11 protein-coding genes and 2 pseudogenes are annotated in these 12,169 nt (G+C 65.5%); 10 read left to right on the forward strand and 3 right to left on the reverse strand.

Annotated features, from left to right (window positions below):
* The 3 genes and pseudogenes from D6M19_RS29030 to D6M19_RS35010 form a co-directional block, all read left to right on the forward strand.
* On the forward strand, positions 1–1,755 hold the full coding sequence (locus D6M19_RS29030; protein WP_123028779.1) for a (2,3-dihydroxybenzoyl)adenylate synthase: 1,755 nt from the start codon (positions 1–3) through the stop codon (positions 1,753–1,755).
* A complete protein-coding gene (locus D6M19_RS29035) occupies positions 1,752–3,290 on the forward strand; it encodes an FAD-dependent monooxygenase (protein WP_123028750.1) in 1,539 nt (512 codons plus the stop codon). Before D6M19_RS29030 ends, D6M19_RS29035 begins: the two co-directional genes overlap by 4 nt.
* A 163-nt stretch (positions 3,291–3,453) precedes the next feature.
* Positions 3,454–3,564: pseudogene (locus D6M19_RS35010) on the forward strand (DUF2786 domain-containing protein); the annotation flags it as partial.
* Between the two features lie 158 nt (positions 3,565–3,722).
* Here D6M19_RS35010 and D6M19_RS29045 read toward each other — a convergent pair.
* On the reverse strand, positions 3,723–4,256 hold the full coding sequence (locus tag D6M19_RS29045; RefSeq protein WP_123028752.1) for a nuclear transport factor 2 family protein: 534 nt from the start codon (positions 4,254–4,256) through the stop codon (positions 3,723–3,725).
* A gap of 503 nt (positions 4,257–4,759) precedes the next feature.
* On the opposite strand from D6M19_RS29045, the gene D6M19_RS29050 reads away from it, so the two are divergent.
* From D6M19_RS29050 to D6M19_RS35350, 7 genes and pseudogenes are all read left to right on the forward strand, one after another.
* Entirely contained in the window at positions 4,760–5,758 is a 999-nt protein-coding gene (locus D6M19_RS29050) for a substrate-binding domain-containing protein (protein WP_123028753.1), read from the forward strand.
* Between the two features lie 8 nt (positions 5,759–5,766).
* Positions 5,767–6,762, forward strand: a complete 996-nt coding sequence (locus tag D6M19_RS29055) for an ABC transporter permease (protein ID WP_123028754.1) — start codon at positions 5,767–5,769, stop codon at positions 6,760–6,762.
* Entirely contained in the window at positions 6,759–7,538 is a 780-nt protein-coding gene (locus D6M19_RS29060; RefSeq protein WP_123028755.1) for an ATP-binding cassette domain-containing protein, read from the forward strand. The genes D6M19_RS29055 and D6M19_RS29060 overlap by 4 nt, the downstream gene beginning before the upstream one ends.
* Complete coding sequence (locus tag D6M19_RS29065) at positions 7,516–8,436, forward strand: PfkB family carbohydrate kinase (protein WP_123028756.1); 921 nt, start codon at positions 7,516–7,518, stop codon at positions 8,434–8,436. Before D6M19_RS29060 ends, D6M19_RS29065 begins: the two co-directional genes overlap by 23 nt.
* Positions 8,433–9,083, forward strand: a complete 651-nt coding sequence (locus D6M19_RS29070; protein ID WP_123028757.1) for a nucleoside/nucleotide kinase family protein — start codon at positions 8,433–8,435, stop codon at positions 9,081–9,083. The genes D6M19_RS29065 and D6M19_RS29070 overlap by 4 nt, the downstream gene beginning before the upstream one ends.
* Before the next feature lie 5 nt (positions 9,084–9,088).
* The gene (locus D6M19_RS29075) at positions 9,089–10,078 is read left to right on the forward strand and encodes a LacI family DNA-binding transcriptional regulator (RefSeq protein WP_234835105.1); all 990 of its coding nucleotides are present in this window, start codon (positions 9,089–9,091) and stop codon (positions 10,076–10,078) included.
* Between the two features lie 25 nt (positions 10,079–10,103).
* Positions 10,104–10,337: pseudogene (locus D6M19_RS35350) on the forward strand (class II fructose-bisphosphate aldolase); the annotation flags it as partial.
* A 7-nt stretch (positions 10,338–10,344) separates the two neighbouring features.
* Here D6M19_RS35350 and D6M19_RS29080 read toward each other — a convergent pair.
* Both D6M19_RS29080 and D6M19_RS29085 read right to left on the reverse strand, forming a co-directional pair.
* Positions 10,345–10,623, reverse strand: coding sequence for a hypothetical protein (locus D6M19_RS29080; RefSeq protein ID WP_123028758.1), 279 nt, complete (start codon positions 10,621–10,623; stop codon positions 10,345–10,347).
* Positions 10,620–12,164 (reverse strand): radical SAM protein, encoded by a 1,545-nt coding sequence (locus tag D6M19_RS29085; protein WP_123028781.1) that lies wholly within the window; start codon positions 12,162–12,164, stop codon positions 10,620–10,622. The genes D6M19_RS29080 and D6M19_RS29085 overlap by 4 nt, the downstream gene beginning before the upstream one ends.
* Positions 12,165–12,169: the final 5 nt, after the last annotated feature.

Consider the following 12,169-nt stretch of genomic DNA (forward strand, 5'->3'; position numbering starts at 1 on the left):
ATGCCAGCGCACAGACCCACGACGCCCTACGGCTGGAACGGCCGACTCGTGCCGTATCCCGCCGATCGTGCCCGCCACTACCGCCAGACCGGCCAATGGAGCGACGCCCCGACCAGTGCTCGCCTCCATGAGACCGCGGTGCGCCACGGCGACCGCGTCGCGCTCATCACCGCCGACGCCACCTTCACCTACCGCCAACTCGACGAGCGCACAGACCAGGTCGCCGCCGCGCTCACCGCGCTCGGTCTGCGCCGCCTGGACCCCGTCCTGTTCCAAGTCACCAACAAAGCCCACGCCGTGATCGCCTGGTACGGATGCCTCAAGGCGGGCCTCATCCCGGTGGCTACCCTCGCCGCGCACCGGGCACACGAAATCGGGCACATCAGCGCCAAGGTCGGCGCGGTGGCCCACATCGTCGAGGCCGGATTGAAGTTCGATCTGGTCGCTTTTGCCCACGACGTCGCCCGTGAGCATCCAACTCTTCGCCACGTCCTGACCATCGAGGCACCCTTTACCGCCGACGGCACCACCCGCATCGAGGACCTGGGATCCGAGGTCGACCCGGCCACCGCCCGCGCCTTGGTCGAATCGGTCGAAGTCCAGACCGATCCCGGCGACGTCGCGGTCTTCCAACTCTCCGGCGGGACCACCGGGGTGCCGAAGGTCATCCCACGCATCCACGCCGAGTACTGGAACAACGCATTGTTCTACGCGCAGGCCCTGGGCTGGACTCCCGAAACCAAAGTGGCGCACCTGATTCCACTCATCCACAACGCCGGCATATCCTGCGCACTGCACGCGACCCACGCCGTCGGCGCCGCCCTGGTCGTGGCGACACCGGACGCATCCTCGGCATTCGAGTTGATGGCCCGCCACGAGGTGACCGACGCGCTGTTCGGCCACGGCCACTACCAAGCGGTGCAGTGGCCCGAGTTCGACAAGGCCCGCCGCACTCTGCGTCGGGCGATACTGTCCGGCGCCAAGGTCAGCCACGACCTATTCCGTCGCGTCGACGATGGCGAGCACCGTTGGGCGGGACAGCTCTTCGGGATGTCCGAGGGCCTGTTCACGGTCACCCCGCTCGATGCCCCCGAGGTCGCCCGCAGGGAAACCGTCGGGGTGCCCATCGCCCCGTCGGATGAGGTGAGGATCCTCGACCCGTCCAGTGAGCAGGAGGTCCCCGCCGGCGCGGTCGGCGAATTGTGTTGCCGCGGGCCGTACACGATCCCGGGCTACTTCGATGCGGCCGACCACAACGCGACCGCCTTTACCTCCGACGGGTTCTACCGCACGGGCGATCTGGCCTCGATCCGCGAAATCGACGGACGCGGTTACGTGTGTATCGAAGGGCGCATCAAGGACCTGATCAACCGCGGCGGGGAGAAGATCAACGCCGAGGAGATCGAGGTGCTGCTGCTTCGGGATCCCCGCATCGCGGCCGCCGCCGTGGTCGCCATGCCTGATCTGCGGCTCGGCGAGCGCGCCTGCGCCTACCTGGTCTCGAACGACGGCGCCGAGCTGACCATGCCGCAGGTGCAGTCGCACCTCGACGGCCTCGGGGTCGCCAAGTACAAGTGGCCCGAACGGCTGCAGTGGACGGAAGCCCTGCCGCTGACCAACGTCGGAAAGATCGACAAGAAACGGCTCCGCGCAGACATCGCGGCACTCCTGGAGGCCGAGGCGGCGACATCGGTTGCGCGAGTTGTTGATTCGTTCGGCAACCGCGCGTCGGTACGCGAAAGGCGTGACGCATGAAGTTGAAGACGATCGCGGTCCTGGGAGGTGGCCCGGGCGGTCTGTACGTGGCGCGGTTGCTCAAACTGAGCCACCCCGACGCCCAGGTGACCTTGTACGACCAGGGAGTGCCGGAGAAGACCTTCGGGTTTGGTGTCGGATTGGCCTCGCGCACCCAACGCAACCTGCGTTTGGCCGACACCGCGTCGCTCGACGCGATCGTCGCCGCGTCGCACCCGCACGACATGTCCATGCGCGTCGGCGACCAGCACGCACGGCTGGCTCACGGCGAGTTGCTGGCCATCGGGAGGGCTACCCTCCTGGGCGTGCTGCAGCGATTCGCGCAGGATGCCGGGGTGCAACTGCGGTTCGACGAGCGACGATCGGTGGCCGATCTCGACGCCGATCTGATCGTCGCCGCCGACGGGATCAACAGCACCACCCGCAGCGAATTGGCAGACGACTTCAAGCCCGACATTGCCGAGGGGCAGGGACTGTACCTGTGGTGTGGCACCGAATTCGCGCTGCCGAGTGCGGTATTCACCCCGGTCACCACCGAGCACGGGTCCTTCGTCGCCCACGCCTACCCGTACGCCGCCGACCGCAGCACGTTCTTGATCGAAACCGACGAATCGACTTGGCGGCGAGCGGGATTCGAGGAAACAACCCGTGACACGCCGGCGACTCGGACCGACCAGGCCTCGCTCGACTACCTCCAGGAGGCCTTCTCCGACGCGCTGCACGGGCATCGGCTGATCGGCAACCGCACGCGCTGGATGCGGTTTCGCACCGTGCGCTGCGACACGTGGCACACAGGCAACGTGGTACTGCTCGGAGACGCCGCGCACACCGCCCACTATTCGATCGGGTCGGGCACCAAGCTGGCAATGGAGGACGCCATCGCGCTCGACCGCGCGATCGTCGCCGCCGACACCCTCGACGAGGCGTTCGACGCCTATGAACAGGATCGCCGTCCGGCTGTCGACCACCTGCAGTCGATCGCCCTGCGCTCGATGCTGTGGTGGGATTCGTTTCCCGACCGCATGACCACGATGCCGGTCGAGCAGTTGATGCTCGCTTACATGACACGCGCAGGCAAGGTCACGGTGGAACGCTTCGCCGAATCGGCTCCGCACGTCGCGCGCAGGGGAGTGGCCGCCTATGCCGCCGTCAGCGAGGACGACGTTCCCCCCTCGGGCGACCTGGTCGACTGGATCCTCGGTCGGCCCTTGATCCGTGGCTCACGCCGATTCGACGGCCGAGTAGTGCCCCGAACGATCGGTGCCGAGCCCACCACGCATCGCGTCGACGTCGGCACGGCACCGGCATGGGGGGACGACGCCGACCGACTGCTCACTGGGTTACCGCCTGCCGAGATCTACCAGCTTGCCGGGCCTGCGGACCGCGAATCTTTGCTCAACCGCTTCGATTTCGCCGAACGGCTGCGCCGTGCCACGGGGGCGCTGGTGGCGGTCGACGTGCCGGAGGATCTGCGCGCAGACGCAGCGGCCGCGTTGGTCAGCGGACGCGCCGACCTCGTCAGTCTCACCGGCTGACCGCGTTCGCGGCGTGCGCTGGTTCTCCGTCCCCGCGGAGGCCGGGCTCACCACTGTCCACCGTGACTTCGTCGACGAGGGTCGGGCCGCGGCCCAGATGCTGATCGACGTCGGTGCCGACGCGCCGCGCACACTCATCTTTCCCACGTCCCTCGTCGTACGTACGACGTTCGTCTATGCCTACGGGTTCGCCGAGGACATCGACTCCAGCCACGCGCTCTATGCCAGCCTGGTGATGCAGATGGTGCGGGCGTCGGAGGCCTACATCGGCTCGATAACCCTCAATCGATTTGAAGCTCCTGCGTAGACGCAGCGATCGACCGGAACCAACCGTCCGGGGCGTCGGAGGCTGGAGCAGCAGAGCTCGTGTCGCAAACGCCCTCGGGGTTGCCCGATCAGAGGAGCAGGCGCGTCACACGGGTAGACGAAGACTCAGCCCCCTGCCGAACCTTCGTCGATTGCGAGGTGCCGCTTGCCAGCCTCACACAACAACTCGAACGCGCCGTTGCCGACCATGCGCACCGTGCGAGCTACCACGCGCCAGCCAACGTCGGCGCGTTGCAGCGACCACACATTGACCCCGACCCGATGTACGCGGTAGCCCTGCGAGTCGCCATGGTTGGCGAGGTGCTGGATTTCGCCGTGTGAATCGGGAGTCATCAGAGCGATGTACGAGACGGCGGTAGCTTTGTCACCGTCCAAGTCGACTAGCGGCAGATTACCGAAGTGCGCCAAACCAACGTCGATGGCCTTCCGGTGCTCGGCACGCCCTAGCACCTCTGCCATGGCGTTTCGGTCGTGTGCCTCGCCACCGTTGCCGCGATCGACGACGACGTCTTCGGCGTAGAACACGTCGACCAGGGCACGATCACCGGTGTCCCCCGTCAGGGGATGGGTGGCTATTAGGTTGTAGATCTCCAGACGGTCTTCGATCAAGCGAATCCGCTCTTCGATGGATGAGGACAAAGCGTGACTCCTTCACCTAGACGAATCACCGACTGACAGTCTTCTTACGGCTTTTCAGCTTCACCACGCACCTCGATCAGCAACGCAGGATGGGGTGGCAGTTCCTCCACGACCGCAACGTTCGAGGGTTCCGCTGCTATTCCCGCAGCCCGACGCCTGAGACCTTCGCGTCATGCGTTTGCTCTGCGGTGCGGGCACCAGATGGTCGAGCATAGGGGCGCCAAGAGATGGCTGGCACGCCGACCTCGCGTCGCACAAGAGATGCTCACAGCTCGCTGAACACGACCGAGTCAAGTGGGGCGTGATCGCCGAAGTCGCGGGGCTCGTGCGGTGAATATCGGCAGTCCCGGCGAGCGCCGAAGTTTTGGCAAAGTAGTTCGGCGATTCCTGTCAATCTCCACAGATTATTTCGGGAAAGCGCTTGCGCAAGCGCTTGCGTAGTTCATAGGCTCCTGACGAACGCACTGAGTGATCGGCGTCACACCGAGGACAAGGGAGTCCACATGTTCGCAAAGCGCAGCAGAAGCACGGTCGCATTCAGCACGGTTCTCATGACAGGCTCGCTGGTTCTTGGCCTGACCGCCTGCAGCGGATCGGGTTCCGACAGCGTCAAGGTCGGGCTGATCACCAAGACCGATTCGAACCCGTACTTCGTGAAGTTGCGTGAGGCCGCCCAGGCGCAGGCCGATAAGGATGGCGCCGAGTTGGTCGCGCTGGCGGGTGCCTTCGACGGTGACAACGAGGGTCAGGTCGCGGCCATCGAGAACATGGTCGGTCAGGGCGTCAAAGGCATCCTGATCACCCCGAACTCCTCCACCGGGGTGCTCGACTCGATCAAGAAGGCGCGCGACGCAGGCGTCGTCGTCATCGCTCTCGACACCGCGACCGACCCCGAAGACGCCGTCGACGCCACGTTCGCCACCGACAACAAGGCCGCAGGTGTCAGCCAGGGCAAATGGGTGAAAGGCGCACTCGGCAACGCAGCGCCCCAGGTCGTGATGCTGGACGGGACCCCGGGTGGAACCGTCGACACGTTCCGTCATGACGGATTCCTCGAGGGCTTCGGCATCACGAACGACTCGCCGGAGATCGTCGGCCGGGAGAACACCAACGGCGACCAGACCAAGGCGCAGACCGCCATGGAGAACATTCTGCAGCGCGCTCCGGGAATCAACGCGCTCTACACCATCAACGAACCGGCAGCCGCCGGCGCGTACCAGGCGATCCAGTCCGCCAACCGCGCAGGCCAGATCACCATCGGGTCGATCGACGGAAGCTGCACGGGCATCGCGGACGTGAAGTCGGGCAAGATCGGCGCAACGGTGCTGCAGTTCCCGGCGAAGATGGCCGAGCTGGGCGTGCAGGCCGTGGTCAAGTTCGCCAAGGACGGCACCAAGCCAAGCGGATTCAACGACACCGGCTCGCAGCTCGTCACGGACAAGCCTGTTGCCGGACTCGAGTCGAAGGACACCGCCTGGGGCGAAAAGAACTGCTGGGGTTGAGCTAATAGATGACCACCAGCGCTCCTACGGCAGCGACGCCATCGGTATCGAGCCGCTTCAGCGTGGGGAACCTCCTGCGTGAACCGCTGTTCGGTCCGCTGGTGGCGCTCGTCATCGCAATCGTCATCTTCAGCGCGGTCTCGGATTCGTTCCTCAATCCGCAGAACGTCTCGCTGATCCTTCAACAGTCGGTGGTTGTCGGCATCCTCGCCGTTGGCCAGACGCTGATCATTCTCACCTCCGGGATCGATCTGTCGATCGGCGCGGTAGCGGTCTTCGGAACCATCGTGATGGCGCAGAGTGCGGGCGCAGGAGGGCCGGTCGTGGCGCTCGGGTCGACGCTGCTGGTGTGCGTGGTGTTCGGTGCGATCAACGGCGGGCTCGTCACGACCCTGCGATTGCCACCGTTCATCGTCACGCTGGGAACGTTCACCGCGATACAGGCGGCCACCCGCCTGCTCGCGGGCTCCGAGACCTACCGCGTGGAGCAAGGGCCGCTCACCTTCCTTGGCACGTCCTTTCGCATCGGGGCGTTCTCGACCACATACGGTGTGGTCACGATGCTCCTGGTGTACCTCGTGATGGGATACTCACTGTCCCAAACATCTTGGGGTAAGCACATTTACGCCGTCGGCGGTAACCCGCAGGCGTCGAATCTGTCGGGCATCAAGTCTGGGCGGGTGCTGTTCTCCGTCTACCTCGCGACGGGTGTGATCGCAGCCATCGCTGCGTGGGCTGCCCTCGGTCGAATCCCGAATGCCGACCCGAACGCCTACCAGAACGCCAATCTCGAGACGATCACCGCGGTGGTCATCGGAGGGACCAGTTTGTTCGGTGGGCGCGGAGGCGTCGGCGGAACACTGGTGGGCACGCTGATAGTCGGCGTTCTCCGTAACGGTCTCACCCAGGCCGGCGTCGACAGCCTCTACCAGAACATCGCGACCGGAATTTTGGTGATCGTCGCGGTGGCAGTGGATCAGTTCGCACGCAGGAGATCACAATGAGCGCACCCGTTCTCGAAGCGCGCGGACTCGTCAAGAAGTACGGTCACGTGACCGCGATCAACGGCGCCGACTTCGAGCTCCGCGAGGGCGAGGTCCTTGCCGTCATCGGTGACAACGGTGCCGGAAAGTCCAGTCTGATCAAGGCTTTGGCGGGAGCGGTGATTCCAGACTCAGGCGAGATACTGATGAACGGAACCCCTGTGTCGTTCAAGAACACCCGAGACGCCAGAGCAGCCGGAATTGAAACGGTGTACCAGGATCTCGCGGTGGTCCCGGCGCTCGACATCGCGTCGAACCTGTACCTGGGGCGCGAGGTGCGACGAAAAGGCATCGTGGGCAGCCTGTTCCGCCGATTGGACATGCCGAGAATGCGCGAGGGGGCGTCGCAGCACCTCGCGGATCTGAAGATCGGCATCAAGTCGGTGAACCAGGCGGTGGAGACACTGTCGGGCGGGCAGCGTCAGGGTGTCGCAGTGGCGCGGGCTGCCGCGTTCGGCCGCGGCGTGATCATCATGGACGAGCCGACTGCTGCTCTCGGCGTTCGGGAATCGGGACAGGTCATCGACTTGATCCGGTCGATCCGCGACCGCGGCATTCCCGTGGTGCTCATCAGCCACGACATGCCGCACGTGTTCGAGGTGGCCGACCGGATACACATCCACCGGCTCGGGCAACGTGCCGGCGTCGTCGATCCGAAGAAGCGCTCGATGTCTGAGGTGGTCGCGCTCATGACCGGTGCAGAGGAGCCGAGCGATGAGGAACGCGCCGGTCTCTGAGAGACCCCCGGTCGGGGTTTTCGTCGGGTTGGCGACTCTCGACGTGATTCACCGCATCGCGAAAGCGCCTGCGGTGAACCAGAAGATCACTTCGACCGCCCAGTTCGTCGCTGCGGGAGGACCAGCCGCGAATGCGGCCGTCACCTTCGCGGGGCTGGGCGGCGACGCGATCCTCGTGACCGCCCTCGGCGACGATCCGGTCGCCGAATTGATTCGCGCCGACCTCGCTGCGTACGGCGTCAGCGTCGTCGACGCGGCGGCAGGCACCACCCGAGCGGTGCCCGTGTCCGCTGTATCGGTCGTCGAATCGACGGGCGACCGATCGGTCGTCTCGCTCGACGCCGTGAACTCCGACGCGTCGCCACCGGCAGACCTCGGTGACCTCGTGGCGGACGCCGACGTGGTGCTCGTCGACGGGCACCACCCCCTGATCGCCCGTGCTGCCGTCCGACATGCGGCAGCACGGCCCGTCTCACTCGTGGTCGACGCAGGCCGATGGAAACCGGTGATCAGCGACATCGTGGCGCACGCGACGGACATGGTGTGCTCCAGCGACTTTCGAATGCCTGGCTCCGAAACCCCGGAGTCCACGGCCGAAGCCCTGGTCAGCAGCGGCGTCCCCACTGTCGTCACCACGCACGGCGGCGACCCCGTCGAGTGGTGGTCGGAGGGTGACTCCGGGTCAGTGCCGGTGGACCCGGTGGTGGTGGTCGACACGCTGGGCGCCGGTGATGCCTTCCACGGCGCGTATGCGTACTTCTCGACCCAGATCGAGAGCGGTGTCGCCGAGCGCATCGACCGCTCGGCTCGCGTTGCGGCGCTGCGGTGTTCGGTGGTCGGGCCGCGGGCATGGCTGAGCGAACTCCCCGTTGAACGGACTCGAAAGCGAGAGCGGTGACCATCGAGCAGGACGTGCAGGACGTGACACTGGACCAGTTGGTCGAGTGGGCCAACGCGCTCGTTGTCCCCGGAGAACGCCGTATTCTCGGCCTCACCGGCGCACCGGGAGCCGGAAAGTCCACCGTCGCGGAGCAACTCGTCACCGCTCTGGGGCCTGATGCCGCCGTGCTGGTTCCCATGGATGGCTTTCATCTGGCCAACGAGGTCTTGATCGAGATGGGGATCCGGGACCGCAAGGGTGCCTACGACACGTTCGACGACGGCGGGTATGCCCGGCTGATCGCCACCCTTCGGGCACAGCGCGTGGACGATCCCGTCGTGTACGCGCCCCGGTTCCGGCGCGAGATCGAAGAGTCGATCGGGTCGTCCATTCCCGTCCCGCCCACGGTGCCGTTGGTCGTGACCGAGGGAAACTACCTTCTGCTGGAATGCGATGCGTGGCCTGCGGCACGCTCCCGCATCGACGAGGTCTGGTTCCTGGCCCCCGACACCGACGTTCGCCATGCCCGCTTGCTGCGCCGACACGAGGCGCACGGAAAGTCCCCGCAGGACGCGGCGTTCTGGGCCTACGGGTCCGACGAGCGCAATGCCCAACTCATCGAGTCGACCGCAGGTCGAGCGGACCGCATCGTATGTCTGCGGTGACCACGATGGGCGATGTCGCGCGCATCGCCGGAGTCTCCGCGTCCACCGTCTCGCACGTGCTCAACGGCACACGCAAGGTTGACACCGCCACCCGTTTACGCGTTGAAGCGGCCATCGAGAAGACCGGGTACCGGCGCAACGTCGTCGCACGCTCCCTCGCGGCCGGACGCACACACACGGTCGGACTCTCGATCTCCGCGTTGACGAACCCGTACTTCGGGAGCCTGGTTCACGCCGTGGAACGTGCCCTGTCGGACGCCGGCTACGTGCTGATCGTCGGCGACTCCCATGACAACGTGGACTCGGAGAAACGCGTCACCGACTCGCTTCTGGACCGGCAGGTCGACGGGATGATCGTGGCACCCGCGGCAGGGTCGGAGCGGGTCAGCCTCCCCGAAATCGCCCGTACCGGGACTCCTCTGGTTCTGATCGACCGCGGTGTCGACCTCGGGAGCGACCAGGTCGGCCCCGAGAACTTCTCGGCGGCCCGGTCGTTGACCGAGCACCTGCTCGATCTCGGGCATCGTCGGATCGCCGTCGTCCGCGGCCTTGCCGGGATCTCGTCCACCACCGAGCGGTTCGACGGATACTCCGCGGCGCTTGTTGACCGCGACATCGCCGTCGACACGGCCCTGGTCATCGACGGCGACTCCAGCACGGATGTGGCGGAACGCGAAGTGCACTCGCTGATGTCGCGTGAGAACCGGCCCACCGCGCTGGTGTCGTTGAACAACTCCATGACCATTGGGACACTCAAGGCCCTTCGCGGTCTCGGTTTGTCGATTCCGGCCGACGTGGCATTCGTGTGTTACGACGACTTCGAATGGTCGGACCTCTTCGAACCGGGGCTCACGGCGGCGGCGCAGGACGTCGACACGATCGGCGCCACGGCGGTCGAATTGCTTCTGCGCAGAATCCGGGGACACGATGATGCGCCGCAACAGATTCGCGTGCCGACGACGTTCCACCATCGCAATTCGTGCGGATGCACTTAGCGCTCACCGAGTGGAAACTTCGGTAATGCCGATAGCAACCCCCATCACTACGTCGAGATGCTCGATCGCACCAAGAAGGGCGGGTTCGGCCTATCCGGCCATCAGCGTGACCAGTTCCCAAACGCTCAACGCTGCCCGGCAAGGGTTCGCCGAGGTGGAGAGTGACGGCATCACCCAGGTGTCGCTGGGAACGGCACTCTATCTGTCCAGCAACATGGTTCAGAACCGCTTCGCCGGTTCGAAGGCGCTGGCACTCTATGGTGCTCCTATGCAGCGTCGTGCACGATCGAGGCAATGCCGATCGCCGCGATGACGCCCAAATAGCCGATGACCAACCGGGTATCGCGCAGTACGCACTGGGAGCGCAGCAAGCCGGCGCGACGGGCACGCACGTAACCGACGACACCAAGGACCGCGAATGCGACAACGGCCCATGCGCCGAACAGCCAGGCCAGTAGCGCAACGCTCGCGTAGATGCACAGGCGCAGCGGGTCGTAGGGGACGTTGGGCTGTGTCGGGTAGATGGGCGAGGTGTCCTGGCTCATCGGACTTCCACGAGAGGTAGCGCCTGGCCCGCGGCGATCGACAGGCGCTGACGGGACAGCGCCGGCCAGGCCTGCACTGCGCAGAACGGCGCACACTGGTTCTGATCGGATTTGGTCCCGACGTGCACGCAGCACTGGATCAAACGTTCCTCGATCATCGTCGACATGTCCATGAAGGGTTTGACGGTGATGCGGACGACGCGTTCGCCGAGAAGCCGCCGAATCTTGCGTCGTCGCCCCGGCAGGGCCGACGCCGCCAGTGTCAGCAGCGTGGACATGCCGAGATCGCAGTTCTCGCAGATGTTGCGCCACACCTCGCCCATCTGGGGATGCGACAGCGACGACTGCTCCGACAGTAGGCCCAGCAGTGCCTCCTGGACCGCGAGCCGCAGTTGCGCGGGTAGCTCCGCATCGGCAATCCGATTGGCCACCAGGCCAAGCTTGGTCTTGAGGTTGTCGTGGCCGATCAGCGACACCAGGGAGCGCCATTGGTCGCCGTCGTCGCGAATCAGGTAGCCCACCGAGCAGCAGTGCGGATGCGAGCACGGCAATGCCGTCAGGTCCCGCCACGTGACGAGGCCCTCGGTCTGGGGACCGAGTCGTGCGAGCACCCCGGTGTGCGTGAGCCGGTCGAGTGGATCGATGAGACCCGAACGGCCCGAGCCGAACACCGGTTGGATGGTGAGCCCGCCGACGTAGAGGGTGTCCAGCGCCAACCGGACCATCTGCCCGAGCTCGGTGTCGTTGACGCCCGATGCCACCGCCATGACCAGCGTCGTGAAGATCTCCCGCTCGGACAACCGTTGCAGCGCTTGTGCTTTCATTCGTCGGAGATCACCGCCCCGGTGGAAGCGGTGGGCCGCCTCCGACTGACCGTCGAACTGCAGATACACCTCGACCCGCTCGCGATACTGGGTGAGCAAGTCCAGCAGAATGTCATCGGAGGCGATTCGTAAACCGTTGCTGTTGACCAGGATCCGAGTGATCGGACGTTCGGTGAGCTCGGCGAGCAGCGTGTCGAGTTCGGGATGAAGCGTCGGTTCGCCCCCGCTGAGCATCAGCACGTCGATTCGGCCGTTCTCCCGAGCCAGCCGCTGATCGACGTTGGCCAGCACGTCCGCGACGGGCACGACGTTGCGCAGCTCGGGGGAGGAATCGGTGAAGCAGGTGGGGCAGCGCAGGTTGCAGGTCTCGGCGATGTCCTCGAGCAGGATGCAGGTGTGCTGGGTCTGCATTTCCGGTAGACCACGCAGGTAGGCAGCCGGGATGGGATCGTAATTACCGACCTCGTCGGGCGTGTGGGCCTTGGTTGGCGCCGTCCATTCTTCGAGGTAGGACAATATCTCGGGGTCTTCGTCGTACAGCGTGCGGACCAAGCCATGGGTTTGGCAACCGCGCTCGAGCCAGATGCGACCTTCGCGTTCGACCAGGGTGCCACTGAGCCGGGCGACTTCGGTCAAGGGCCGCTCGGGCGCGTCGTGGTGGCACAACGGGCAGAACGCGGTGACGTAGCGGTGAATTCGATCGCCGCGCAATCCCATGCCGG

Origin of the sequence: Mycolicibacterium stellerae (assembly GCF_003719305.1) — a bacterium.
Classification (GTDB): domain Bacteria; phylum Actinomycetota; class Actinomycetes; order Mycobacteriales; family Mycobacteriaceae; genus Mycobacterium; species Mycobacterium stellerae.

Bases quoted from the DNA above. Each gene is read 5' to 3' on its own strand.
- D6M19_RS29055 (WP_123028754.1), top strand. From the start codon at position 5,767: ATGACCACCAGCGCTCCTACGGCAGCGACGCCATCGGTATCGAGCCGC.
- D6M19_RS29065 (WP_123028756.1), top strand. From the start codon at position 7,516: ATGAGGAACGCGCCGGTCTCTGAGAGACCCCCGGTCGGGGTTTTCGTC.
- D6M19_RS29060 (WP_123028755.1), top strand. From the start codon at position 6,759: ATGAGCGCACCCGTTCTCGAAGCGCGCGGACTCGTCAAGAAGTACGGT.
- D6M19_RS29080 (WP_123028758.1), bottom strand. From the start codon at position 10,623: ATGAGCCAGGACACCTCGCCCATCTACCCGACACAGCCCAACGTCCCC.
- D6M19_RS29075 (WP_234835105.1), top strand. From the start codon at position 9,089: ATGGGCGATGTCGCGCGCATCGCCGGAGTCTCCGCGTCCACCGTCTCG.
- D6M19_RS29035 (WP_123028750.1), top strand. From the start codon at position 1,752: ATGAAGTTGAAGACGATCGCGGTCCTGGGAGGTGGCCCGGGCGGTCTG.
- D6M19_RS29030 (WP_123028779.1), top strand. From the start codon at position 1: ATGCCAGCGCACAGACCCACGACGCCCTACGGCTGGAACGGCCGACTC.
- D6M19_RS29050 (WP_123028753.1), top strand. From the start codon at position 4,760: ATGTTCGCAAAGCGCAGCAGAAGCACGGTCGCATTCAGCACGGTTCTC.
- D6M19_RS29085 (WP_123028781.1), bottom strand. From the start codon at position 12,164: ATGGGATTGCGCGGCGATCGAATTCACCGCTACGTCACCGCGTTCTGC.